This window comes from Cellulomonas uda, from assembly GCF_006538705.1.
GTDB classification, from domain to species: Bacteria; Actinomycetota; Actinomycetes; order Actinomycetales; family Cellulomonadaceae; genus Cellulomonas; species Cellulomonas uda.
The window spans coordinates 12,429-37,507 of the sequence record NZ_BJLP01000029.1 but is presented as its reverse complement, the minus strand read 5'-3'; the positions used below and the strand labels follow the sequence as shown (position 1 = coordinate 37,507).

Here is a 25,079-nt window from a genome sequence, read left to right as displayed (position 1 = left end):
GGTACCACCGGCCGGTCCGCCGCCGTGGTCGCGGGTCGGGTCCGCGGGAGACGCCGTCAGTCGCCGAGCGTGTCGATCAGCCAGTCCAGCGCGACGGGCAGCGCACGGAGCACCGAGACGTGCCCGTCGTGCGGGCGCTCCCACAGCTGGGCGTCCGGCAGCAGGCCGAGCAGGCGGCGGCTGTGCGTCGACGGGACGACGCCATCGAGGCCGCCGTGCACGAGCAGCACGGGCGCGCGCACGTCACGGGGGGAGAACCCCCACGGTGAGGCGTAGGCGACGTCGTCGTCGACCGCGCCGTCGGGCCAGGCCGCGCCCGCGGGTCCCGCGTCGGCACCGAGCGCGGCCCACGGGCCGTCCAGCACGTGCCAGTCGGCGTCGACGAACCCCGCGACGCCGTCGTCGTCCACGCGCGCCCGGGCCCCGCGCCCGGCGGACGCCGCTCGCAGCGCGGCGTCCGAGGCCATGCCGGCGGCCCAGTCGAAGTCCGGGTCGAACGGCGCGAGCCCGGCGATGCTGACGACCGCCGTCGTGCGGTCCGGCAGCAGCGCGGCGCACGCGAGCGCGTGGGGGCCGCCCCCGGACGCCCCGACGTGCGCCGCTCGCGGCACGTCGAACGCGTCGAGCACCGCCGCGACGTCGCCTGCGGCCGACGCCACGTCCCGGCCGGGCGCGGGCGACGACCCGCCGTACGACGGTCGCGCGTAGGACACGACGCGCAGGCCGCGGGGTCGGGCCGCGGCGAGCACGGGCTCGAGCAGCGCGCCGGACTGCGGCGTGCCGTGGTGCCACACGACGACGGGTGCGTCCGGGGGTGCGTCGCTCGCGTGCGCGCGCAGCACACGGCCGTCGGGCAGGGTCAGCGTGCGGGACGTGGTGGTCACGGCCCGAGTATGGGTCCGGGCGCCCACACGCGCCGCGCGGGCGCCGGCTCGCTAGGGTCGCCGTCATGCTCGTCGCGCTCACCGGGATCGGCCTGTCCATGGCCGCGGGCCTGAACGCCTACATCCCGTTCCTCGTGGTCGCGCTCCTCGCGCGCCTGACCGATGTGGTGACGCTGCCCGACTCGCTCGTGTGGATCGAGTCCTGGTGGGCGATCGGCATCGGCACCGTCCTGCTGCTCGCGGACGTCGTGCTCGACAAGGTGCCGGTGGTCGACTCGGTCAACGACGCGGTGCAGACCGCGATCCGGCCGCTGTCCGGCGGTGTGGTGTTCGCCGCGACCTCCGCCGCCGCTGACCTCGAGCGGTCGGACTGGGTCGAGCGGCACGCGTGGGTGCCGTTCGTCGCCGGCGTGCTCGTCGCGGCGCTCGTGCACGCCGGCAAGGCGACGGTCCGGCCCGTGGTGAACGCCGCGACGCTGGGGGCCGGTGCGCCCGTCGTCTCGACGGTCGAGGACGGCACCTCCGTTGGGCTGAGCCTGGCCGCGGTGTTCGTCCCGCTCCTCGTCCTCGTGCTGCTCGTCGCGCTCGTCGTGGCGTTCGTCGTGCTCCGGCGCCGGCGGCGTGCCGCGACGCGCGGGCCCGACCCGGCCTAGAGTGGGACGTCCGCCGTCGCCGCGCCCACCGGTCACGGGCGAGCGGGCGGGCACCAGGACGAGGGAGGCAAGGACCGCGTGGCACGTTCGCTGCTGTCGTCCATCCGCACGCCGGCGGACGTCCGGGCGTTGCGCCCGGGCCAGCTGGACGCGCTCGCGCAGGAGATCCGCACCTTCCTGGTCGACCAGGTCGCGCGCACCGGCGGTCACCTCGGCCCGAACCTCGGGGTCGTCGAGCTGACGATCGCGATGCACCGGGTGTTCTCCTCGCCGCGGGACACGTTCGTGTTCGACACCGGCCACCAGTCCTACGTGCACAAGCTGCTCACGGGGCGCCAGGACTTCGCCGCGCTGCGGCGCCGCGATGGCCTGTCCGGGTACCCGAGCCGCGCGGAGTCCGAGCACGACGTCGTCGAGAACTCCCACGCCTCCACGGCGCTGAGCTGGGCGGACGGCCTCGCCAAGGCCAACGAGCTGCAGGGCCGCTCGGACCGGCACGTCGTCGCGGTGATCGGCGACGGAGCGCTCACCGGCGGCATGGCCTGGGAGGCGCTCAACAACATCGCCGCCGCGCAGGACCGTCGGCTCGTCGTCGTGGTCAACGACAACGGCCGCTCCTACGCGCCCACGATCGGCGGCCTCGCGATGCACCTCGACGCGCTGCGCACCACGCAGAGCTACGAGAACGTGCTGTCCTGGGGCAAGCGCACGCTCACGCGCTCCGGTCCGCCGGGACGCCTCGCGTACGACGCGCTGCACGGCCTCAAGAAGGGCATCAAGGACGTCGTCGCGCCGCAGGGCATGTTCGAGGACCTGGGCCTGAAGTACGTCGGTCCGGTGGACGGGCACGACGAGCAGGCCGTCGAGCGCGCGCTGCGACGCGCCCAGGCGTTCGGCGGCCCGGTGATCGTGCACGTCATCACCGAGAAAGGGCGCGGCTACACGCCCGCCGAGCAGGACGTCGCGGACCGGTTCCACGCGGTCGGCGTGATCCACCCCGAGACGGGGCTGCCGGTCGCACCGTCGCGGTTCGGCTGGACGAGCGTGTTCGCCGACGAGATCGTCCGCATCGGCCGGCGCCGGCCGGACGTGGTGGCGGTCACCGCGGCCATGCTCCAGCCGGTGGGTCTCGCGCCGTTCGCGGCGGAGTTCCCGGACCGCGTGTTCGACGTGGGGATCGCGGAGCAGCACGCCGCGACCTCGGCCGCGGGCCTGGCGTTCGGCGGCCTGCACCCGGTGGTCGCCGTGTACGCGACGTTCCTCAACCGCGCGTTCGACCAGGTGCTCATGGACGTCGCGCTGCACCGCGCGGGCGTCACGTTCGTCCTGGACCGCGCGGGCATCACGGGCGACGACGGCGCGAGCCACAACGGCATGTGGGACATGGCGATGCTCGCGATCGTCCCGGGCCTGCGGCTGGCCGCCCCGCGCGACGAGGCGACGCTGCGCACCGCGCTGCGCGAGGCGGTGGACGTCGACGACGCACCGACCGTGGTCCGCTACCCGAAGAGTGCGCTCGTGGCCGAGATCCCCGCGCTCGAGGACCTCGACGGCCTGGACGTGCTGGCGCGCCACGAGGCCGCGGACGCCGGCGCCCGGCGCGTGCTCGTCGTCGGCGTGGGGTCGATGGTCGGCACGGGGCTCGAGGTGGCCGAGCAGCTCGCGGCGCACGGGCTGCACGTGACGGTCGTCGACCCGCGCTGGGTCCTGCCGGTCCCGGAGGCCCTCACGAAGCTCGTCGGCGAGCACGACCACGTCGTGACGGTCGAGGACGGTCTCGTGGACGGGGGAGTCGGGTCGCACGTCGCGCAGCGGGCGGTCGAGCAGGGCGTGGTCGTGCCGGTCCAGGCCTTCGGCGTGCCGCGCGAGTTCCTGCCGCACGCGACGCGCGACCAGCTGGTCACGGCCCTGCGGCTCACGCCCGGCGACATCACGCGGGACGTGCTGACGGCTCTGTCCCGCCGCTGACGCGAACAGGTGTGATTCGGGGCACACGGGGTACGGGACCAGGGTCCCGAGACATCCCATCATTCGCTCCGTAGGTTCGGTGGTACCGGACCGATTCCACGAGGAGCGAAGATGTCCACCACCGCCGTACCCGGCACCGACAACCTCGAGGCGACGACGCCTGCAGCCTGGGCGGGGTTCGTCGCCGGACCCTGGGTCGACCACGTCGACGTGCGCGACTTCATCCAGCGCAACTACACGCCCTACGAGGGTGACGCGGCGTTCCTGGCCGGCCCCACCGCGCGGACCACGGGCATCTGGTCGAAGCTCTCCGAGCTGTTCCCCGAGGAGCGCGAGAAGGGCGTCTACGACGTCGACGCCGCGACCCCGTCGACCATCACCTCGCACGCCCCCGGGTACATCGCGAAGGACGACGAGGTCATCGTCGGCCTGCAGACCGACGCGCCGCTCAAGCGCGCGATCATGCCGAACGGCGGCTGGCGCATGGTCCAGACCTCGCTGCAGACGTACGGCTACGAGGCGCCGCAGGAGATCGTCGACATCTTCACCAAGTACCGCAAGACGCACAACGACGGCGTCTTCGACGTGTACCCCCCGGACGTGCGCGCCGCGCGCTCGTCGCACATCATCACCGGCCTGCCGGACGCGTACGGTCGCGGCCGCATCATCGGTGACTACCGCCGCGTCGCGCTGTACGGCGTCGACGCGCTGATCGACGCCAAGAAGCTCGAGAAGGCCGAGCTCGACATGGAGCGCTCGGTCGAGGACGTCATCCGGGCCCGCGAGGAGCTGGCGGAGCAGATCCGTGCGCTGGGCGAGCTCAAGCAGATGGCCGCGTCCTACGGCTACGACATCTCGGGCCCCGCGACGACCGGCCGCGAGGCCGTGCAGTGGCTGTACTTCGGCTACCTCGCCGCGGTGAAGGAGCAGAACGGCGCCGCGATGTCGCTGGGCCGCACGTCGACGTTCCTCGACATCTACCTCGAGCGCGACCTGGCCGCCGGCACCATCACCGAGGAGCAGGCGCAGGAGATCATCGACGACTTCGTCATCAAGCTGCGCATCGTCCGGTTCCTGCGCACCCCCGAGTACGACAACCTGTTCTCGGGCGACCCGACGTGGGTCACCGAGACCATCGGTGGCATGGGCGAGGACGGCCGCACGCTCGTCACCAAGAACTCGTTCCGCTTCCTGCAGACCCTGTACAACCTGGGTCCGGCGCCCGAGCCGAACATGACGGTCTTCTGGACCGACGCGCTGCCCGAGGGCTTCAAGAAGTTCTGCGCGCAGGTGTCGATCGACACGTCCGCCGTGCAGTACGAGTCCGACGACCTGATCCGTGCCGACTGGGGCGACGACGCCGCGATCGCGTGCTGCGTGTCCCCGATGCGGGTCGGCAAGCAGATGCAGTTCTTCGGTGCCCGCGTGAACCTGGGCAAGGCGCTGCTCTACGCCATCAACGGCGGCCGCGACGAGGTCTCGGGCAAGCAGATCGCCCCGGTGTCCGCGCCGGTCGAGGGCGAGTTCCTCGACTACGACGACGTCATGGCGAAGTTCGACAAGACGATGGACTGGCTCGCCCAGACCTACGTCGACGCGCTCAACTGCGTGCACTACATGCACGACAAGTACGCGTACGAGCGCATCGAGATGGCGCTGCACGACCGCGACATCCTGCGGACCATGGCGTGCGGCATCGCCGGCCTGTCGGTCGTGGCGGACTCGCTGTCGGCCATCAAGTACGCGAAGGTGCGCGCGCTGCGCACCGCGGACGGTCTCGTCACCGAGTACCAGGTGGAGGGCGACTTCCCGACCTACGGCAACGACGACGACCGTGCCGACGACATCGCGGTGTACCTGGTCGAGACGTTCATGCGCAAGATCCGCCAGAACCCGACGTACCGCGGCGCGCTGCACACGCAGTCCGTGCTGACCATCACGTCGAACGTCGTGTACGGCAAGGCGACGGGCTCCACGCCCGACGGCCGGCGCCACGGCGAGCCGTTCGCCCCGGGCGCCAACCCGATGAACGGCCGCGACACGCACGGCATGCTCGCCTCCGCGCTGTCGGTCGCGAAGCTGCCCTACGCGCAGGCGCAGGACGGCATCTCGCTCACGTCGTCGGTCGTGCCCTCGGGCCTCGGCCGCACGCGGGACGAGCAGATCGCCAACCTCGTCGGCCTCCTGGACGCGTACACGATGTCCCACGGCTACCACATGAACGTCAACGTGCTGAACCGTGAGACGCTCGTCGACGCGATGGAGCACCCGGAGAACTACCCGCAGCTCACCATCCGCGTGAGCGGCTACGCCGTGAACTTCGTCCGGCTGACGCGCGAGCAGCAGCTCGACGTCCTGTCGCGGACGTTCCACGGCGCGGTCTGACACGACGCCGCCGGGGTGGGTCCGTCCCGCTGACACGCGGACCCACCCCGGTCGGACACCCCTTCCCGCACCCCCAGAGGAGACGACGATGAGCACGGTGACCGACCCGCAGGTCGGGGCCCCGGTCGTCCCGCTGGGGATGCCGCTCGTGGGCGGCGCGCACGGGCGCGTGCAGGGCGCGGGCACCGAGGGCCTCGAGGAGGCCACGAACGAGGACCGGTCCGCGCGGCTCGCCGCCGTGCGTGCGGGCGAGGTCGGGTCGGTCCACTCGTGGGAGCTCGTCACCGCGGTGGACGGGCCCGGGACCCGTATGACGGTCTTCCTGGCCGGCTGCCCGCTGCGCTGCCTGTACTGCCACAACCCCGACACCATGGAGATGCGCCGCGGCACGGACGTCACGTCCGACGAGCTGCTCGCGCGGGTGAGCCGCTACCGCGGCGTCATGCGTGCGACGCACGGCGGCCTGACGATCTCCGGCGGAGAGCCGCTCATGCAGCCCGCGTTCGTGCGGCGCCTGCTGCGCGGCGCGAAGGCCATGGACGTGCACACCGCGATCGACACGTCCGGCTACCTGGGCGCGCAGTGCACCGACGAGATGCTCGACGACCTCGACCTCGTCCTGCTGGACGTGAAGTCCGGCGACCCGGAGACCTACAAGCGCGTCACGGGCCGAGAGCTCGAGCCCACGCTGCAGTTCGGCCGGCGCCTCGCGGCGCGCGGCGACACGGAGGTCTGGATCCGCTTCGTGCTCGTGCCCGGCCTGACGGACGACGTCGAGAACGTCGAGAAGGTCGCGGAGTACGTCGCGTCGCTCGGCGAGTGCGTGACGCGCGTCGAGGTGCTGCCGTTCCACCAGATGGGCCGCGACAAGTGGGCCGAGCTGGGCATGCGGTACGAGCTCGAGGACACGCAGCCGCCCAGCCCCGAGCTGGTCGAGCGGGTGCGCGGTCAGTTCCGCGCACGCGGCCTGCAGGTCTTCTAGAACGCGCTGACCTGCTCGGGAGCGCGCTGGGGGCGGCTCAGCGTCCGCACCAGTGCGTCCTGCCCGTGCCGGCGCAGCGCGAGGTCGGTCAGGAGGGTCAGCACGGGCGACAGCGCCTCGGGCGCGAAGCGCGGTGCCGGGACCGACAGGCTCGCGGCCAGGTCGTCGGAGTGCACGACGATCTCGAGCAGCCGGGTCGCGACGAAGTCCTCGATCGCCATGGCCGCGCCGGTCCAGGGCACGACGACGACAGGCGGCGCGGTCGTGAGCGCGACGTCGAGCCGTGCCGCGACCTCGACCGCCGCGGCGGCAGCCGCCTGCGGGCCTGCGGCCGCCTGCTCCTCGCCGCGCTCGCGCACACCCACGTTCGACGGGCCGTCGAGGTCCTCGCGGATCCACACGGCGTTCGCGTAGTGCGTCGAGACGGGGATCGGCTCGGCCAACCGGGAGTCGTGCGGGTCGTGGGCCGCGAGCGTCTCGACGATCCGCTGCGGCTGGTTCACGAGGTGCCAGGTGAGGGCCCCGACGCTCATGCCGGCGCACGCCGACTCGTCGTGCCAGCGCGTCGTGATCTCGGGCCAGGCGACGAGGCCGGCGAGCAGGCGCGACGCCCCCACGGCCGCGCGGGGGTCGAGGGAGCCGACGAAGGTCAGATCGGGCCACATGGGGACAACCTTGTCACGTCCGGTGGGTGAGGAGGCGGGACCGCGCGTGAGGGCGGCCGCACCGTGGGTGCGACCGCCCTCACGCGTCGTCGTGCGGTCAGGTCGTGCGGTCAGGTCGTGGTCAGAGCGCGCTGTCCGGCCGCGTGGTCACGCTGTGGGGACGTTCGCCACGCCGTCCGGCAGCAGCCGGCGCCCGAGCACCCGCTCGCTGCAGCCCGTGCGGTCCAGGTACGGCGTGATCCCACCGAGGTGGAAGCCCCAGCCGGCACCCAGGATCATGCACAGGTCGATCTGCTGCGGGGTGGCGACCACGCCCTCGTCGAGCATGTGCCCGATCTCGCGCGTGAGGGCCGCGAGCACCGAGTCGAGGACGCCCGCCTCGTCGAGCGGTTCGCCGAGCGGCTCGGCCTCGCGGGCCGCGTCGAACGTCGCCTGGATCGCCGGGTCGACAGGCTTGGGCAGGCCCTTGGCGGCGGCGGGCAGCACGACGGTCGTGCCGTCCTCGACGAGCCTGGCCAGACCGGGGGAGCGGGGGAACCGCTCGCCCAGGTCCTCGCGCAGCGAGGTGAGCACGTGCAGGCCTACGGCCGGACCGACGAGGTCGAACAGCTCGAACGGCGGCATGGGCAGGCCGAGCGGCCGCAGCGCGCGGTCCGCGACCTCGACGGGCGTGCCCTTCTCGACCGCGTCGACGATCACGCCGAGCAGCAGCACGAGCAGGCGGTTGACGACGAAGCCCGGGCGGTCGGCGACGAGCACGGCCGTCTTGCGGAGCCGGCTCGCGACCGCGAACCCCGTGGCGAGGGCCTCGGGCGAGGTGCGCTCGGCCTGCACCACCTCGACGAGCGGCATGGCGGCGACCGGGTTGAAGAAGTGCAGCCCGACGACGCGCTCGGGATGCTGCAGGTCCGCCGCCATCTGCGTGACCGACAGGGCGGAGGTGTTCGTCGCGAGCACCGCGTCAGGCGAGACCACCTGCTCGACCTCCGCGAACACCCGCTTCTTGAGCGAGAGCACCTCGGTCACCGCCTCGATCACGAGGTCGCAGTCCGCGAGGTCGGCGAGGTCCGTGGTGCCACGCACGGAGCCGAGCAGGCGCGACGCTGCCGCGGGCGACAGCCTGCCGGTCGACGTGAGCCGCTCCACGCCCGAGCGGACCGCCTCGAGCCCCTTGGCCACGCGCTCGTCGTCGAGGTCGCGCATGACCACCGGTACCCCGAGCCGCTGCGCGAGCAGCAGCGCGATCTGCGCGGCCATGAGCCCGGCGCCGACGATCCCGACGCGCGTCACCGGGCGGGCGAGCGCGGCGTCGGGTGCGCCGACGGGTCGCTTGCCACCCGAGACGAGCCCGAACGCGTAGACCGACGCGCGCATCTCGTCGGACAGGATGAGGTCGGCGAGCGCCTCGTCCTCCGCGGCGAACGCCTCCTCGCGTGAGCGGTCGCGCGCGTGGGCGACGAGGTCCAGCGCCCGGTACGGAGCGGGCCGCGAGCCGTGGATCGTCGCGTCGAGGCGTGCGCGGGCGGCGTCGGTCACCGCGCGCCACGTGGCTTCGTCGTCGAGCTCGCGGCGCGGCACGACGACCTCCCCCCGCAGGACGCGCGCGGCCCAGCGCACGGACTCCTCGAGGAAGTCGGCCGTGTCGAGCACGACGTCGACCAGCCCGATCCGCTCCGCCTGCTGCGCCGTGAACGGCTTGTTCGCCGCGGGGCGCGTGAGGATGACGTCGAGCGCGTCCTGCACGCCGACGAGCCGCGGGACCAGGTACGCACCGCCCCACCCCGGCACGAGGCCGAGCCCCGTCTCGGGCAGGGCGAGCGCGCGGACGTCGGCGGCGGCCGTGCGGTAGTCGCAGTTCAGCGCGAGCTCGAACCCGCCGCCGAGCGCGACGCCGTTGACGAACGCGAACGTCGGCACGCCCATGTCGTGCAGGAGCCCGTACGCGGCGTGGCCGCCCCGGCCGAGCGCAAGAGCCTCCTCGCGGCTCGTGACGCCCGTGACCTGCGTGAGGTCGGCGCCGGCGGCCAGGTAGTACGGCTTGCCCGTGACCGCGACCGCCTGGACCTCGCCGGCGCGCACGCGGTCGCGCACCGACGTCAGCGTCGCGGTGAGCTCCGCGATGCCCGTCGGGCCGAACGTGGTGGGCTTGGTGTGGTCCAGGCCGTTGTCGATCGTGACGAGGGCGAGCGTGCCCGCCCCGTCGGGGAGGCGGACGTCGCGGGCGAGGGCGTGCGCGACGCGCTCGGCGCGCGGCGAGCCCACGGCGCGGGTCGTGGGGTCGTTCTTCGTGGGGGTGGGCGTGGGGGTGGTCTCGCCGCTCACGGGGCGACCTCCTCGTCGATCGGCGCGGCGCCGGCCGCGGTGGTGGCCGTCGGCTCGTACTCGGCGTGGTGCGGGTTCTCCCAGATGACGGTGCCGCCCTGGCCGAGACCGACGCACATCGTCGTGAGCCCGTAGCGGACCTCGGGCCGCTCGGCGAACTGGCGGGCGAGCTGCGTCATGAGGCGGACGCCCGACGACGCGAGCGGGTGACCCACGGCGATCGCACCGCCGTACGGGTTGACGCGCGGGTCGTCGTCCGCGATCCCGAACGCGTCGAGGAACGCGAGCACCTGCACGGCGAACGCCTCGTTGATCTCGAAGAGCCCGATGTCGTCGATCGTCAGACCCGCACGCTCGAGCGCGCGGTGCGTCGCGGGCACCGGACCGACGCCCATGATCTCGGGCTCGACGCCCGCGTACGCGAAGGAGACGAGCCGCATGCGCACCGGCAGGCCGAGCTCGGCGGCGGTGTCCTCGGCGGCCAGGAGGCACGCGGTGGCGCCGTCGGTCAGCGGCGCGGAGGTGCCCGCCGTGACGCGTCCGCCGGGGCGGAACGGGGTCGGGAGCGCGGCGATCGCCTCGACGGTCGTGCCCGGACGGGGCGGCTCGTCGGCCGTCGCGAGACCCCAGCCCCGCTCGGGGTCGCGCGTGGCGACGGGTACGAGGTCCGGGTCGATCTTGCCCGCGGCGAGCGCGTCGGCGTACTTGCGCTGGCTCGCCACCCCGTACGCGTCGGCGCGCTCGCGCGTGAGGCCCGCGTCGCGGTCGTGCAGGTTCTCGGCCGTCACGCCCATGTTGAGCGCGTCGGCCGCGACGAGCCGCTCGGACAGGAAGCGCGGGTTGGGGTCGGCGTCGAACCCCATGGGGTGGTGGCCCATGTGCTCGACGCCGCCGGCCAGCGCGACGTCGGCCGCGCCCACGCCGATCTGACCCGCGAGGTTGGTGACCGCGGTCATCGCGCCGGCGCACATGCGGTCGATCGCGTAGCCGGGCACGCTGCGCGGCAGCCCGGCGAGCACGCCGACCGTGCGGCCGAGGGTCAGGCCCTGGTCGCCGGCCTGCGTGGTCGCGGCGATCGCGACCTCGTCGACCCGCTCCGGCGGGAGCTGCGGGTGGCGGCGCAGGAGCTCACGGACGGTCTTGACCGCGAGGTCGTCGGCGCGTGTGTGGCCGTACAGGCCGTCGGGGCGTGCGCGGCCGAACGGGGTGCGGACCCCGTCGACGAACACGGTGCGACGGACGGCGGGGGCGGCGGGCATCGGGGCCTCCTGAGGGACGACGGTGTCCAGGGGTGGTCAACGACCGGGAAGCGCTGCGGGTGTCCCGCGACCTGCACGGACGCCGGGACCTTCGACCCACCGGGCCGAAGTTACCCGAGAGTAACATCCGCCGCCCGGCCCCGGGCGGGTTCCCGCCCAGCGATCCGGGCTCAGGCCCGGCTCAGGCCCGACTCAGGCCCCGAGGGTCGCGAACGCCGCCGCGAACGGCCCCGCCACGAGCTCGACCTGCCACGCGCGAGCGCCCCCGGCGGTGAGCTGCTCGGCGATCGACCCCGCGTCGAGCGAGGAGGGCGGCGACCAGCACAGGCGCCGCAGCAGGTCCGGCTGCAGGAGGTTCTCGACCGGCACCGTGTGCTGCTCCGACAGGCTCGCCACCACGTCGCGCGCGGCGGCGAGCCGTGCGGCAGCGGCAGGGTCACGGTCCGCCCACGCGCGCGGCGGCGGGGGCGCGTCGCTCTTCGGCCCGCGCACCGACGGCAGCTCGGAGTCGGGCAGCGCGAGCGCGCGGTCGATCGCGGACTGCCACAGCGGTGCGCGCCGCCGCGTGCCCTTGCCCGAGAACGCCGGCAGTGCCGTCAGTGCCGCGACACCGCGTGGCAGCGCCTGCGCGGCCGCGACGATCGCCGCGTCCGGCAGCACGCGCCCGGGCGACAGGTCGCGCTGGCGCGCGTTCGTGTCACGCGTCTCCCACAGCTCGCGCACGACCGCGAGCCGACGCGCGTCCCGGACCGCGTGCAGGCCCGAGACGCGGCGCCACGGCTCCACGCGTGGAGGCGGCGCGGGTGCGGTCCGCACGGCCTCGAACTCCTGGGCGGCCCACTCGGCCTTGCCGCTCACCGCGAGCCGCTCCGCCAGGACCTCACGCACCTCCACCAGCACCTCGACGTCGAGCGCCGCGTACCGCAGCCACTCCACCGGCAGCGGACGCGTGGACCAGTCCACGGCCGAGTGCTCCTTGGCGAGGCCGAGGCCGAGGGTGTCGGCCACGACGGCCGCGAGCCCCACGCGCTCCATGCCCAGCAACCGGGCGGCGAGCTCGGTGTCGAACACGCGCGAGGGGCGCATGCCCTGCTCCGCGAGGCCCGGCAGGTCCTGCGACGCGGCGTGCAGCACCCACTCGACGCCGACGAGCGCCTCCGACAGCGCCGACAGGTCGGGCAGCGCGATCGGGTCGACGAGCGCCGTGCCGGCGCCCTCGCGCCGGAGCTGGACCAGGTACGTGCGCTGGCCGTAGCGGTACCCCGACGCGCGCTCCGCGTCGACCGCGACGGGGCCGGTCGCCGCGCCGAAGTCCGCGACCACGGCGGCGAGCGCCTCGGGGGTGTCGACGACCGGCGGGACGCCCTCGGCCGGCTCGGTCAGTGCGACGACCTGCACCGCCGCGGGGGTCCCGGGCGTCGTGGTGTCGTCGGTCGCTGCCGGGTCGGTCACTGCCGGGTCGGCCACGGTCGAGGAGTCGACGTCCGCGGTCCCGGCGGGCGCGCGCTCGTCGTCCTCAGGTCGCATGTTCCCACCGTAGGCGACGTGGCTGCGCTGCCACGCGAAGCGCGCCGCAAGTCGTGGGACGACAGCGTCAGTCGAGGAGTCCGCCACGGAACGACATGGCGACCAGGTGGGCACGGTCGCCCGTGCCGAACTTGCGGGAGATGCGCGCGAGGTGGCTCTTGACCGTCAGCGCCGACAGGCCGAGCTCCTCGCCGATCAGCCGGTTGCTGCGCCCCTGGGCGACGAGCTTGAGGACACTCAGCTCACGGGTCGTGAGCTCCGGCAGGGACGGCGCGGGCGGGGGAGCGGCCGGTGTGCGCTGGAGCGACGGCGACGTGGCGCCCGCGACCGCGCCACGCACCCCGCCGGCGAGCAGGATGCCGAGCTCCTGGCGGCTCGCGCGGCGGGTCAGCACGACGACGCGCTGGCTCCCGCGGCGGCGCAGGTTCTGCACGAGCGAGCTCCCGTCGCCGTCGGCGAGCTCGGTGACCACGACGCACATGTGATGGGCCGCGGCGGGGCGCGTCGCGGCCTGGCCCGCCGAGGCAGCAGGACGGGCGACGGGTGCGCGGCGCAGCGGCTCGATGCTCACGACGTGCTGATCGGCACCCCGGTCCGGGGACTTGAGCCCCGGTAGGACGAATCCGTCACACCGGTGACGTGAGTGCGCTGCTCAGGCTGCGCGTCAGCGGTGCGGACCGAGCGTCAGTGGCGCGGACCGAGCGGGACCACGCCCTCGGGCAGCGGCGGCAGGCCGGCCGCGGTGCACAGCAGCGTCTCCCACGCCCGCAGGTGGTCGCGCAGGTCGTCGTCCGCCGCCGTCCACGACGCGCGGATCTCGAGCTCGGTCTGCTCGGCCCGCACCTCGAGCGCGCCGAAGCTCTGGGACAGCACCCGGGTGACCGTCCCACCCGCGGCGTGCGCCTCGAGGCCGACGCTCGCGAGCGCGTCGAGGAACCAGGTCCACGCGACCTCCGCGAGCAGCGGGTCCGCGCCGACCTCCGGCTCGAGCGTCGCCCGCACGAGCGTCACCAGCCGGAACCGGCCGTCCCACGCCTCCTGGCCCGCCGGGTCGTACAGCACGACGAACCGGCCCGACGCGAGCTCGGCGGCCGCGACGGAGCGACGCGCGGTGCGCACCTCGGCCGTGAGCGCCGCCGAGAAGGGCGCGATGCGGGCCGGACCCGGCACCTCGTCGAGGAGCACCTCGGGTCGGACGCTGACGGCACGCAGCGAACGCAGGGCCTGGACGAACTCGACGGGGACGTCGTCGGGGCCGGCGGGGGTCATGGTTGCCGAGCGTAGGCAACGGGACCCACGCGCGCGTGCAGGGCGCGCCGAGCGCCTGTGGAGGACGCGCTCGGGCGTCCTCGCCACGCCGCTACCGTCCCGACCGTGCCGCACGAGGCGCACCGACGACGAGCGACGGGGGAGCAGTCATGGACGCGAACGGACCACACACGGGGGACACGGGCGGGGGCTTCGTCCCCTCGGCGCGGACGGGCGGCCGCAGGCCGCGTGCCGGGTCGGCGCCGTCGCGCGCGAGCGGGTCGTCGACGGTCTCAGCACCCGGCGCCGCCGCGGACGGCGGGCCGGACGGCGGGCCGGATGGCCGCCCTGATGGCCGCCCGGATGGCCGCCCGGACGGCGGGGTGGAGGGCGCCTGGCACGAGGGGGCGAGCGAGCGCATCGCGCGGCAGGTGCGTGACGCGGAGCGGCACGCGGAGGCGGCCGAGGCGCTGCGCGACGAGTTCGCGCGCCAGCACGCGTCCGCGCGCTCCGGGCGTGGCGAGGTGCGCGTGGAGGTCGACGCGCGCGGACGCCTCGTCCGGCTCGTGCTGTCCGACCGCGCGACGGCGCTGCCCGCCGCGACGCTCGCACGGCTGGTCGAGGACACGGCCCGCGCCGCGGCGCACCAGGTCGACGCGTCGGCGCTCGCGCTCGTCGAGCGGCGCCTCGGAGCGGGCTCCCCGCTGCTGGCCGCGATGCGGGAGGACCTCACGCTCGGCGCGGCCCCGCGGTGAGACATCTTGACCCCTGATCGTCCCGGCGGGGCGTCGGGGCGTGCGCACTAGGCTGAGGCGGCACCTCATCCGGCACACCACACGTCCGCGCCCGCCGAGGCGACGAACCGAAGGAGCACCACACAGCATGGTCGACATCGCCCCCGGCGGTCAGGTCGGGATCGCGCAGATCGGCGTCACCGGGCTCGCGGTCATGGGCCGCAACCTGGCGCGCAACTTCGCCCGCAACGGCTTCACCGTGGCCGTGCACAACCGGTCGTGGGAGAAGACGGCCTCGCTGGTCGCCGAGCACGGCGACGAGGGCACGTTCGTGCCGTCCGAGTCGGTCGCGGACTTCGTCGCGTCGCTCGAGCGGCCGCGCAAGGTCGTCGTGATGGTCAAGGCCGGTGCGGCGACCGACGCGGTGATCGACGAGCTCGTGCCGTTCCTCGAGGAGGGCGACATCGTCGTCGACGCCGGGAACGCGCACTTCCCGGACACGGTGCGCCGCGAGAACGCGCTGCGTGCCCAGGGCCTGCACTTCGTCGGCTCGGGCGTCTCGGGCGGTGAGGAGGGCGCGCTGCTGGGCCCGTCGATCATGCCGGGCGGCACGCGCGAGTCCTACGCGAGCCTGGGCCCGATCCTGGAGACGATCGCGGCGAAGGTCGACGGCGTGCCCTGCTGCACGTACGTGGGCCCGGACGGCGCCGGGCACTTCGTCAAGATGGTGCACAACGGCATCGAGTACGCGGACATGCAGCTCATCGCTGAGGCCTACGACCTGCTCAAGCAGGGGCTGGGCGCGTCCGCCGCCGAGATCGGCGAGATCTTCGCCGAGTGGAACACCGGGGACCTCGAGTCGTTCCTCATCGAGATCACCGCCGACGTGCTGCAGCACGTGGACGCGGCGACCGGGTCGGCGTTCGTCGACGTGGTGCTGGACCAGGCGGAGCAGAAGGGCACCGGCCGCTGGACCGTGCAGAACGGCCTCGACCTGGGTGTCCCGATCACCGGGATCGCGGAGGCCACGTTCGCGCGCGCGCTGTCCGGCGGGGTCGCCCAGCGCGAGGCCGCGCGCGGCGTGCTGCCCGCGGCGACCACCCCGTGGGAGGTGACCGACCGGGACGCGTTCGTCGAGGACGTGCGCCTGGCGCTGTACGCGTCCAAGGTCGTGGCGTACTCGCAGGGCTTCGACCAGATCGCCGCCGCCTCCGAGCAGTTCGGCTGGGACATCGACCGCGGGGCCATGGCGCGCATCTGGCGCGGCGGCTGCATCATCCGCGCCCGGTTCCTCAACCGCATCACCGAGGCGTACGAGCGCGCCCCGCACCTGCCGCTGCTGCTGGCCGACGAGTACTTCGCCGGTGCGGTCGGCAACGGTGTGGCCGCGTGGCGTCGGATCGTCGCCGGGGCCGCGCTGCACGGCGTGCCGACCCCCGCGTTCTCGTCGTCCCTCGCGTACTACGACGGCGTGCGTGCCGAGCGCCTGCCCGCCGCCCTCATCCAGGCGCAGCGCGACTTCTTCGGCGCACACACCTACCGCCGCACCGACCGTGACGGCTCGTTCCACACCCTGTGGTCGGGCGACCGCACCGAGCAGGACGCGTGACGCAGGCCAGCGCCCCCGCCGGGGGTCACGGGACGGACGCGCGTGCGCTCCAGCCCGTGATCCTCGGCGCGGACATCGGTGTCTACGCGCTCGCGCGCTCGTTCCACGAGCAGTACGGCGTGACGTCCGTGGTCGTCGCGGGCGCCGCGCTCGGTCCCGTGCAGCACTCGCAGATCGTCGAGCACGAGATCGTCGCGGACGGGCACGACCCGCGCCAGCTCGTCGACCGTCTGCTTCAGGTCGCGCACCGCCTGCCGGACCGCCGGCTGCTGCTGATGGCGAACTCGGACTGGCTCGTGCGCGTCGTCGTCGAGCACCGCACCGAGCTCGAGCCGTTCTACGCGGTGCCGTTCCTCTCGGCGGACCTGCTGGCCCGCATCAGCGACAAGGCGACGTTCGCGGAGATCTGCGCCGAGCTCGACATCTCGGTCCCGCGCACGATCGTCCAGTCGTTCGGCGCGGATGAGCCCGACGTTCCCGTCGACCTGGAGTACCCGCTGATCGCGAAGGCGGCGAGCAGCGCGGACTACCAGGACGTCGAGTTCGAGGGGAAGAAGAAGGTCTTCGAGATCTCCTCGGCCGACGAGCTCGCGGCGCTGTGGCGTTCGCTGCGCGCGGCGGGGTACCGCGGCCGGTTCGTCGTGCAGGAACTCGTTCCGGGCGACGACACGCAGATGCGCTCGGTCACCGCGTACGTGGACCAGCGCGGGGTCGTGACCCTCTCGTGCTGCGCGCACGTGCTGCTCGAGGAGCACACCCCCTCCGGCCTGGGGAACCCGGCCGCGATGGTCACCTACCGCGACGACGCGATGCTCGAGCAGGCGCACCGGTTCCTCACCGCGACCGGCTACGTGGGCTTCGCGAACTTCGACGTCAAGGTCGACCCGCGCACGGGCCGGTTCCGGTTCTTCGAGGTCAACCCGCGCATCGGGCGGAACAACTACTACGTGACCGCGGCGGGTGCCAACCCGGTGCGGTTCGTCGTGGAGGACCGCATCGAGAACCGCGCGGTCGATCCCGTCGTCGTCGACCGCGAGGTGCTCTACTCGATCCTGCCGCACCGCCTCCTGCTGCGGTACGTGCGGGACCCGCAGCTCGCGGCGCGCGTGCGCGGCCTGATCCGGGCGGGCGCCACCGCGCACCCGCTGCGCTACCGCAAGGACCTGTCGCCGCGGCGTCGGTTCTACGTGCTCGCGGCAGCGGTCAACCAGGTGCGCAAGTTCCGTCGCTGGTACCCGGAGCCCACCGACACGGGCTTCTGACCCGCGTCGGCGCAAGCGTCGAGATCCTCGCGGTCAGCCGAGCTCGGACGTGCCCGAGTACAGGTGCAGCACCGGGATGTGCAGCTCGTCGCGGGCCCGGGACGCCCAGTCGCGGTGGAACGTGTCGAGCCACGCGTGCGGGTAGGTGACGATCGCGACCTCACGCGCGTCGTGCGCCGCGGCGGCGGCGCGCAGCGCGGGCAGTGGGTCGTCGTCGACGACCTCGCCGGTCGCGGTCCGGCCGGCCGCGGCGAACTCCGCGAGCGTGCTCGAGAGCTGCTCGACGGCCGTCGCGGTCGCCTCGCGCTCGGTGGGCTCCTTGCCGCGCAGGCGCTCGAGCGCGCCCTTGATCTCGCCGAGCCCGAGGTCGTCGACGATGGTCGGCAGCAGCGGGCGGTCGGTGTCGGCAGGCACCAGCACGTGGTACGCGAGCTGCTCGCCCTCGTGGAGGGCGAGCAGGTGCTGGACGTCGACGGGCGCGAGGGTGTCCTCGATGAGCACCAGGATCGTGTCGGTCACGTCGCCGAGCCTAGTTGCGAACGCGCGTCCTGGCTGGCCGTGTGCAGGTCCCAGCGCCCGAGCAGGACGCCGTCGGCGTGCAGGAGCTGCACGAGGCGCGCGGGCAGGGGGTCGCGCACCCACGGCGCGCCGTCCAGGACCCGCGGTGCGGGGCCGCCCACGACCGTCGGGCTCCACGTGAGGAAGAGCTCGTCGACGAGGCCCAGCGACACGAGCTCCCCGAGCAGCGTCGGCCCGCCCTCGGTGAGCACCGCGGTCAGGCCGCGCTCGGCCAGCGCCGCGAGGGCACCCCGCAGGTCGACGGCGGAGCGTCCCGCGACGACGAGGCCGTCGCCGAGCCGGTCGCGCAGCTCCCCGACGCGCGGGCTCGTCGCGCACGTGACGACGAGCGGCAGGCGCTCGGCGTCGAGCAGCGCGCCCGGCACGTCGCCGGACCGCGTGACCACGGCGAGCGCGGGGCGGTCGCCCCGACCGTGCGCGCGGCGCGTCGCGGCCACCGCGGGCGGCAGGTCCAGCTCGCGGTAGCGCTCCTGGCGGACCGTGCCCGCGCCGACGAGCACCACGTCGGCCAGCGCGCGCAGCGCGGTGAACACGCGCAGGTCGGCCGGTCCGTTGATCGAGCCCGTGACGCGGTCCGGGCCGGTCGCGGCGCCGTCGAGCGTGGCGATCATGTTGGCGCGCACGGACCGGCCGGGGGCGAGGTCGTCGAGCAGCGCGACCAGCTCGGCCTCGTCCTCCCGCGGCTCGAGCCGCGTGGGGGGCGCGGCGGTCGCGTGCAGCAGGACGTCGAGCGCGGGGGAGTCGGTCATGGTCAGACCGTAGGGTGCCTGCGCTCGCCCCGGGTCACAGCGAGTCGGCGAGGGCGGCGACGTCGCCGACGACGATGACCGCGGGGTTGGCCACCGCGCGCTCGCGCGCGAGGTCCGCGATGGTCGCGAGGGTGCCGACCGTCGTGCGCTGGCTCGGCAGGGTGCCGTTCTCGACGACGGCGACCGGTGTCCCGGGGTCGGTGCCGTGCGCGACGAGCGCGTCGGCGTACGCGCCGATGCGCGCGACCCCCATGAGCAGCACGAGCGTGCCGCCGAGCTGCGCGAGGGCGGACCAGTCGGGGTCGGTGTCGTGCGCGGACAGGATCGTGACCTGACGGGACAGGCCGCGGTGGGTCACCGGGATGCCCGCGGCACCCGGCACCGCGACGGCGCTCGTCACGCCCGGCACGACCGTGACGGGCACGCCGGCCGCCACGCACGCGGCGACCTCCTCGCCGCCACGCCCGAGCACGTACGGGTCGCCGCCCTTGAGCCGCACGACGCGCAGCCCGGCACGCGCGCGGTCCACGAGCACCGCGTTGATCTGGGTCTGCGTGAGCGTGTGCGCGTGCGGGGCCTTGCCCGCCTCGACGACCTCGACGTCGTCGGGCAGCTCCGCGAGCAGCTCGCGCGGCCCGAGGCGGTCCACCACCACGACGTCGGCCTCGGCGAGCGCGCGCCGACCCTTGGTCGTGATGAGCCCCGGGTCACCCGGCCCACCGCCGACGAGCGTGACGGAGCCCGTGGCGGGCGCCCGGTGGTGGCGCAGCGGGAGGCCGCCGGTGTCCAGGAGCAGCGCGATCGCGGACCGCAGCGCGGCGGCGCGACGCGGGTCGCCGCCCGCGTTGACGGCGACGGTGACGTCCCCGGAGCGTGCCACCGCGGGCGTCCATGCGGAGGACGCGGCGTGGTCGTCGGCGCGGACGCACCACACGCGCGCGTTCTCGGCGTCGGCCGCGACCTGGTCGTCGATCGCCCGCACACCCGTGGCGGTGTGCACGAGCCACGCGTCCGCGAGGTCGCCGGTGGCGTAGTCGCGCCGCTCCCAGCGCACGCCGCCGCGCGCGGCGAGCGCCGCCAGGTCCTCGCAGAGCGCGGGCGCGACGACGAGGACGTCGGCCCCGTCCTCGACGAGCCGTGCGCAGCGGCGGGCCGCGACCGGACCTCCGCCGACGACGAGCACGCGCCGTCCGGTCAGGTCCAGCAGGAGCGGGTGCATCAGATGCCTGCCCCCGCGAGCCAGTCCGCGTCGGCCGTCTCGTCCGCGACGACCTCGGGGGCGAGGCGGTCGAGCAGCGTCGGGCCGACCATGCCGGCGGCGAGCGTCGAGCCGTCCGCGGGGTCGACGAGGAGGAACGCGCCGGTCCCGCGGTGCTCGGCGTAGTCGTCGAGCAGCACGGGCTCGGCGAGCCGCACGCGCACGCGACCGATCGCGTTGAGCCCGAGCCCCGTGGGGGTGGCGTCCGACGACGTGTCGGTGGCGTCCACCTGGTGCAGCGTGTCGACGCCGCTGAGCAGCTCGACCGTCTGGGTGTCGACGTCGAGACGAGCGTCGACCTCGCGCAGGAGTGCGCGCACGGTGCGCGTGCCGACGCGTACGAGCAGACGCGCGCCCAGCACCGAGCGGCGCTCCGACAGCCAGCACACGGTGCCCACGAGGTCCTGCCCGAGGGTCACGGACGCACCGGTGGGGACGAGCACGTCGCCGCGGGAGATGTCGAGCTCGTCGGCGAGCCGCACGGTCACGGACCGGCCCGCGGTCGCCTCGTCGAGCGGGCCGTCGAACGTGTCGATGCCCGTGACGAGGCTCGTCTTGCCGGACGGGAGCACCGTCAGCGCGTCGCCGACGCGCACGGTGCCCGACGCGATGCGCCCGGCGTACCCGCGGTAGTCGGGGTGCTCCGCGGTGCGCGGCCGGATGACCACCTGCACGGGCAGGCGCAGCTCGTCCTCGGCACGCGCGTCGGTGACGGGCACGGTCTCGAGGTGCTCGAGCAGCGTCGGGCCGTCGTACCAGGGTGTGCGCGCCGAGCGCTCGACGACGTTGTCGCCCGTGAGCGCGGAGACCGGCACGGCCAGCACGTCGCTCAGCCCCAGCCCCGTCGCGTACGCGGCGAAGTCGTCGGCGATCGCGCGGAACGTGTCGCCGTCGAAGTCGACCAGGTCCATCTTGTTGACGGCGAGCAGCACGTGCGGGACGCCGAGCAGCGCCGCGACGGTGGCGTGCCGCCGCGTCTGCTCGAGCACGCCCTTGCGCGCGTCCACCAGCACGATCGCGAGCTGGGCGGTCGAGGCGCCCGTGACCATGTTGCGCGTGTACTGCACGTGGCCCGGGGTGTCCGCGAGGACGAACGCGCGTCGGGCCGTCGAGAAGTAGCGGTACGCGACATCGATCGTGATGCCCTGCTCGCGCTCGGCGCGCAGGCCGTCGGTGAGCAGGGCGAGGTCGACCTCGCCCGCGGCGGCGCCGCGCGCCGCGGTCGCGCGCTCGACCGCCGAGAGCTGGTCGGCGAGCACCGACTTCGTGTCGTACAGCAGGCGCCCGATCAGCGTGGACTTGCCGTCGTCGACGGAGCCGGCGGTGGCGAGCCGCAGGAGCTCGCGCGAGGCGTGCTCGGCGGCACCCTCGGACAGCGCGGCGGGTGCGGTGCCGGGGGCGGGGGTGGGGGACGTCGTCACGGGTCTCGTCTCGTCGTTCGTCTGGGTGGGGCCGGGGGCGGTGGGCATCAGAAGTACCCCTCCCGCTTGCGGTCCTCCATGGCGGCCTCGGACGCGCGGTCGTCGGCGCGGGTGGCGCCACGCTCGGTGAGGCGGCTCGCGGCGACCTCGGCGATGACGTCCGCGACGGTCGTCGCGGACGAGTCGACCGCTCCGGTGCAGCTCATGTCACCCACCGTGCGGTACCGCACGGTGCGCGTCTCGAGCCGCTCGTCGGCGCGAGGCCCACCCCACTCGCCGGGTGCGAGCCACATGCCGTCACGCGCGAACACCTCGCGCTCGTGCGCGTAGTAGATCTCGGGCAGCTCGATGCCCTCGCGCTCGATGTAGCGCCACACGTCCAGCTCGGTCCAGTTGGACAGCGGGAACACGCGCACGTGCTCGCCCGGCTTGTGGCGGCCGTTGTACAGGTCCCACAGCTCGGGACGCTGGCGGCGCGGGTCCCACTGGCCGAACTCGTCGCGCAGGGAGAACACGCGCTCCTTGGCACGCGCCTTCTCCTCGTCGCGACGACCGCCGCCGAACACCGCGTCGAACCGGTTGCTCGTGATCGCGTCGAGCAGCGGGACGGTCTGCAGCGCGTTGCGCGACCCGTCGGGGCGCTCGCTCACGCGGCCGTCGTCGATCGCGTCCTGCACGTGCGCGACGACGAGCCGCAGCCCGTGCCGCGCGACCGTCGCGTCGCGGTACTCGAGCACCTCGGGGAAGTTGTGCCCGGTGTCGACGTGCAGCAGCGCGAACGGGACCGCGGCGGGCCAGAACGCCTTGCGTGCGAGGTGCAGCATGACGATCGAGTCCTTGCCGCCCGAGAACAGCAGCACGGGTCGCTCGAACTCGCCGGCGACCTCGCGCATCACGTGGATCGCCTCGGACTCGAGCGCGTCGAGCTGGGTCAGGCGGGTGGGGGACAGCGGGGAGGCCACCGGCGTGGGGGACGTGGCGCCGAGGGTCGTCGTCATGTGTGCAGACCGCATTCCGTCTTGGAGGTACCGGACCAGCGCCCCGCCCGCGGGTCCTCACCCGGGGCGACGGCGCGCGTGCAGGGGGCGCACCCGATCGAGGTGTACCCGGCCTGCCTCAGGGGGTTGAGCACGACGCCGTGGGTCTCGACGTACTCGTCCACCTGCGCCTGCGTCCAGGCGGCGAGGGGGTTGAGCTTCACCTTGCCACGCTTGGCGTCCCAGCCGACGACCGTGATGTCGGTGCGGGTCGGGGCGTCCTCACGGCGCATGCCGGTGACCCACGCCCGGTAGGGCGCGAGGCCGCGCTCGAGCGGCTCGACCTTGCGCAGCGCGCAGCACAGGTTCGGGTCGCGGTCGTGCAGGCGCGGGCCGTGCTCGGCGTCCTGCTCGGCGACCGTGCGCAGCGGCAGGACCGTGCGCAGCCGGATGTCGGTGAAGTCGGCGTAGTAGTCGCGCGTGCCGATCGTCTCGGCGAAGTGGTAGCCGGTGTCGAGGAAGATGACGTCGATCCCGGGCACCGCCCGCGCGGCCATGTGCACGAGGACCTCGTCGCCCATGGACGACGCGACGACGAGGTCGCGGCCGAACGTGCGCGCGGCCCACGCGAGGATCTCCTCGGGGTGCGCGCCCTCGAGCTCGACGCCCGCGCGGGTCGCGAGCTCGCGCAGCTCGTCGGGGGACAGGTCGGCCGCGGTCGGCGTCGCCGTGCTCATCGGGCACCTCCCGCGATCGCCGGGCGCGGCGTGCGCTCACCCGGGTCGGCGACGGACACGAACCGCACCGCGAACGTGCGCGCGCACGAGCGGCACTCCCACTGCCCGTGGGTCTCGCCCGCGGGCCACAGGTCCTCGCTCGCGCAGAACGGGCAGTAGTACGGGACCGCGCGTCCCTCGCCGGAGCCGCTCATCGCAGGTCCTCCTCTGCCGCTCGGTGCACCCACTGCGCGAACTGCTCACCCTCGAGGCGCTGCTCGTCGAACCGGCGCGTGACGCGCTCGATGTAGTCGGGCAGCTCGGACGACGGCACGCGCAGCCCGCGCAGCGTCTTGCCGAGACCGCTGGTGAGGCCGAGCCCGCCGCCGAGGTGGACCTGGTAGCCCTCCTCGCCCTGCGCGAGCGCGCCCTTCAGGCCGATGTCGGCGGTCTGGATCCGCGCGCAGGAGTTCGGGCAGCCGTTGACGTTGATCGTGATGGGCTGGTCGAACGTGGGCAGGCGGCGCTCGAGCTCGCCGACGAGGGCCGTGGCCCTGGCCTTCGTCTCGACGATCGCGAGCTTGCAGAACTCGATGCCGGTGCACGCGAGCGTGCCACGCCGGAACGTCGAGGCGTTGCGCACCTCCAGGCCGAGCGCCTCGAGGCCGTCGACCACCGCGTCGACCTTGTCGCCCGGCACGTCGATCACGACGAGCTTCTGCTCGGTGGTGAGCTGCACGCGGTCCGAGCCCGCGAGCTCGACGAGGTCCGCGACCGCGTCGAGCACCTCGCCCGAGATCCGGCCGACCGCGGGTGCGGCGCCGATGTAGAACCGGCCGTCCTTCTGCGGGTGCACGCCCACGTGGTCGCGTCGGCCCGTCGGCGGGGGCGGCGGCTCGGGACCGTCGGGCAGCGCGTACCCGAGGTACTCCTCCTGGAGCACCTGGCGGAACAGCTCCGGCCCCCAGTCGGCGAGCAGGAACTTCAGGCGCGCGCGCGTGCGCAGCCGGCGGTACCCGTAGTCGCGGAAGATCGACGTCACCCCGACCCACACCTCGGGGATCTGCTCGAGCGTCACGAACGCGCCGAGCCGCTTGCCGAGCATCGGGTTGGTGGACAGCGCGCCGCCGACCCACAGGTCGAAGCCGGGGCCGAGCTCGGGGTGGACCACGCCGACGAACGCGACGTCGTTGATCTCGTGCGCGACGTCCTGGTGCGGCGAGCCGCTGACCGCGGTCTTCCACTTGCGAGGCAGGTTCGAGAACGCGGGGTCGCCGATGTACCGGCGGTGGATCTCCTCGATCGCGGGCGTGCCGTCGATGATCTCGTCGGCCGCGACGCCCGCGACGGGCGAGCCGATGATGACGCGCGGGACGTCGCCGCACGCCTCCTGCGTGGTCAGGCCGACCGCCTCGAGGCGGCGCCAGATCTCCGGCACGTCCTCGATGCGGATCCAGTGCAGCTGGATGTTCTGCCGGTCGGTGATGTCCGCCGTGCCGCGGCCGAACTCGCGCGAGATGCCCGCGACGGTCCGCAGCTGCGCGAGCGACAGGCGCCCGCCGTCGCACCGCACCCGCAGCATGAAGTACTCGTCCTCGAGCTGCTCCGGCTCGAGGGTCGCGGTCTTGCCGCCGTCGATGCCGGGCCGGCGCTGCGTGTACAGGCCCCACCAGCGCATGCGACCACGCAGGTCGTCACCGGGGATCGAGGCGAAGCCCTCGTGGGCGTAGATCGTCTCGATGCGGTGCCGGACGGACAGGCCGTCGTCGACCTGCTTCATCTCCTCGTTGCCGTTGAGCGGCGTGCGCTCGGGGTCGAAGGCCCACTGGCCCTCGGGCTTGGCGGCGGGTGGTGCGATCCGGGTCTGCGCCATGAGGCGCT

The 25,079-nt window shown here is 74.1% G+C and carries 22 protein-coding genes; 7 read left to right on the top strand and 15 right to left on the bottom strand.

What is annotated here, in order from left to right; genetic code table 11:
- Positions 1–56: 56 nt before the first annotated feature.
- Positions 57–884 (bottom strand): alpha/beta fold hydrolase, encoded by an 828-nt coding sequence (locus tag CUD01_RS09675; RefSeq protein ID WP_141320636.1) that lies wholly within the window; start codon positions 882–884, stop codon positions 57–59.
- A 65-nt stretch (positions 885–949) separates the two neighbouring features.
- On the opposite strand from CUD01_RS09675, the gene CUD01_RS09670 reads away from it, so the two are divergent.
- From CUD01_RS09670 to pflA, 4 genes are all read left to right on the top strand, one after another.
- Complete coding sequence (locus CUD01_RS09670) at positions 950–1,537, top strand: DUF4126 domain-containing protein (protein WP_141320634.1); 588 nt, start codon at positions 950–952, stop codon at positions 1,535–1,537.
- Positions 1,538–1,615: 78 nt separating this feature from the next.
- Positions 1,616–3,505: a 1-deoxy-D-xylulose-5-phosphate synthase gene (gene dxs, locus CUD01_RS09665; RefSeq protein WP_141320632.1), complete on the top strand. Its 1,890-nt coding sequence runs from the start codon at positions 1,616–1,618 to the stop codon at positions 3,503–3,505.
- Between the two features lie 111 nt (positions 3,506–3,616).
- Positions 3,617–5,890, top strand: a complete 2,274-nt coding sequence (gene pflB / locus CUD01_RS09660; RefSeq protein WP_141320630.1) for a formate C-acetyltransferase — start codon at positions 3,617–3,619, stop codon at positions 5,888–5,890.
- 88 nt (positions 5,891–5,978) lie between these two features.
- A complete protein-coding gene (pflA, locus tag CUD01_RS09655; RefSeq protein WP_141320628.1) occupies positions 5,979–6,872 on the top strand; it encodes a pyruvate formate-lyase-activating protein in 894 nt (297 codons plus the stop codon).
- Here pflA and CUD01_RS09650 read toward each other — a convergent pair.
- The 6 genes from CUD01_RS09650 to CUD01_RS09625 all read right to left on the bottom strand — a co-directional run bounded on the left by CUD01_RS09650 (position 6,869) and on the right by CUD01_RS09625 (position 13,914).
- Positions 6,869–7,537, bottom strand: a complete 669-nt coding sequence (locus tag CUD01_RS09650) for a maleylpyruvate isomerase N-terminal domain-containing protein (RefSeq protein ID WP_094180177.1) — start codon at positions 7,535–7,537, stop codon at positions 6,869–6,871. The genes pflA and CUD01_RS09650 overlap by 4 nt on opposite strands.
- A 147-nt stretch (positions 7,538–7,684) precedes the next feature.
- Positions 7,685–9,799, bottom strand: coding sequence for a 3-hydroxyacyl-CoA dehydrogenase NAD-binding domain-containing protein (locus CUD01_RS09645; RefSeq protein WP_141320654.1), 2,115 nt, complete (start codon positions 9,797–9,799; stop codon positions 7,685–7,687).
- Positions 9,800–9,855: 56 nt separating this feature from the next.
- On the bottom strand, positions 9,856–11,118 hold the full coding sequence (locus CUD01_RS09640) for a thiolase family protein (RefSeq protein ID WP_141320626.1): 1,263 nt from the start codon (positions 11,116–11,118) through the stop codon (positions 9,856–9,858).
- Positions 11,119–11,310: 192 nt separating this feature from the next.
- A complete protein-coding gene (locus CUD01_RS09635) occupies positions 11,311–12,645 on the bottom strand; it encodes an HRDC domain-containing protein (protein WP_141320624.1) in 1,335 nt (444 codons plus the stop codon).
- Between the two features lie 67 nt (positions 12,646–12,712).
- A complete protein-coding gene (locus CUD01_RS17255; RefSeq protein ID WP_280525816.1) occupies positions 12,713–13,216 on the bottom strand; it encodes a helix-turn-helix transcriptional regulator in 504 nt (167 codons plus the stop codon).
- 113 nt (positions 13,217–13,329) lie between these two features.
- Entirely contained in the window at positions 13,330–13,914 is a 585-nt protein-coding gene (locus CUD01_RS09625) for a DUF3000 domain-containing protein (protein ID WP_094180174.1), read from the bottom strand.
- A gap of 362 nt (positions 13,915–14,276) precedes the next feature.
- Here CUD01_RS09625 and CUD01_RS16570 point away from each other — a divergent pair, with 362 nt between their 5' ends.
- The 3 genes from CUD01_RS16570 (at position 14,277) to CUD01_RS09610 (ending at position 17,498) form a co-directional block, all read left to right on the top strand.
- Positions 14,277–14,648: a YbaB/EbfC family nucleoid-associated protein gene (locus CUD01_RS16570; RefSeq protein ID WP_166771998.1), complete on the top strand. Its 372-nt coding sequence runs from the start codon at positions 14,277–14,279 to the stop codon at positions 14,646–14,648.
- A gap of 127 nt (positions 14,649–14,775) precedes the next feature.
- Complete coding sequence (gene gnd, locus CUD01_RS09615) at positions 14,776–16,236, top strand: NADP-dependent phosphogluconate dehydrogenase (RefSeq protein WP_094180172.1); 1,461 nt, start codon at positions 14,776–14,778, stop codon at positions 16,234–16,236.
- The gene (locus CUD01_RS09610) at positions 16,233–17,498 is read left to right on the top strand and encodes a carboxylate--amine ligase (RefSeq protein WP_141320620.1); all 1,266 of its coding nucleotides are present in this window, start codon (positions 16,233–16,235) and stop codon (positions 17,496–17,498) included. The genes gnd and CUD01_RS09610 overlap by 4 nt, the downstream gene beginning before the upstream one ends.
- Before the next feature lie 33 nt (positions 17,499–17,531).
- On the opposite strand, the gene CUD01_RS09605 is transcribed toward CUD01_RS09610, so the two are convergent.
- The 8 genes from CUD01_RS09605 to CUD01_RS09570 are packed head-to-tail and all read right to left on the bottom strand — an operon-like array spanning position 17,532 to position 25,071.
- Positions 17,532–18,017: a hypothetical protein gene (locus tag CUD01_RS09605; RefSeq protein WP_141320618.1), complete on the bottom strand. Its 486-nt coding sequence runs from the start codon at positions 18,015–18,017 to the stop codon at positions 17,532–17,534.
- Complete coding sequence (locus CUD01_RS09600) at positions 18,014–18,826, bottom strand: dihydrofolate reductase family protein (protein WP_141320616.1); 813 nt, start codon at positions 18,824–18,826, stop codon at positions 18,014–18,016. The genes CUD01_RS09605 and CUD01_RS09600 overlap by 4 nt, the downstream gene beginning before the upstream one ends.
- A 34-nt stretch (positions 18,827–18,860) precedes the next feature.
- The gene (gene cobA / locus CUD01_RS09595) at positions 18,861–20,045 is read right to left on the bottom strand and encodes a uroporphyrinogen-III C-methyltransferase (RefSeq protein ID WP_141320614.1); all 1,185 of its coding nucleotides are present in this window, start codon (positions 20,043–20,045) and stop codon (positions 18,861–18,863) included.
- Positions 20,045–21,553, bottom strand: coding sequence for a sulfate adenylyltransferase subunit 1 (locus CUD01_RS09590; RefSeq protein WP_243860750.1), 1,509 nt, complete (start codon positions 21,551–21,553; stop codon positions 20,045–20,047). The genes cobA and CUD01_RS09590 overlap by 1 nt, the downstream gene beginning before the upstream one ends.
- Positions 21,553–22,503 (bottom strand): sulfate adenylyltransferase subunit CysD, encoded by a 951-nt coding sequence (gene cysD / locus CUD01_RS09585; protein WP_198303534.1) that lies wholly within the window; start codon positions 22,501–22,503, stop codon positions 21,553–21,555. The genes CUD01_RS09590 and cysD overlap by 1 nt, the downstream gene beginning before the upstream one ends.
- Positions 22,500–23,219 (bottom strand): phosphoadenylyl-sulfate reductase, encoded by a 720-nt coding sequence (locus CUD01_RS09580; RefSeq protein ID WP_141320612.1) that lies wholly within the window; start codon positions 23,217–23,219, stop codon positions 22,500–22,502. The genes cysD and CUD01_RS09580 overlap by 4 nt, the downstream gene beginning before the upstream one ends.
- Positions 23,216–23,413, bottom strand: a complete 198-nt coding sequence (locus tag CUD01_RS09575; protein WP_094180165.1) for a hypothetical protein — start codon at positions 23,411–23,413, stop codon at positions 23,216–23,218. The genes CUD01_RS09580 and CUD01_RS09575 overlap by 4 nt, the downstream gene beginning before the upstream one ends.
- A complete protein-coding gene (locus CUD01_RS09570; RefSeq protein ID WP_141320610.1) occupies positions 23,410–25,071 on the bottom strand; it encodes a nitrite/sulfite reductase in 1,662 nt (553 codons plus the stop codon). The genes CUD01_RS09575 and CUD01_RS09570 overlap by 4 nt, the downstream gene beginning before the upstream one ends.
- Positions 25,072–25,079 lie beyond the last annotated feature (8 nt).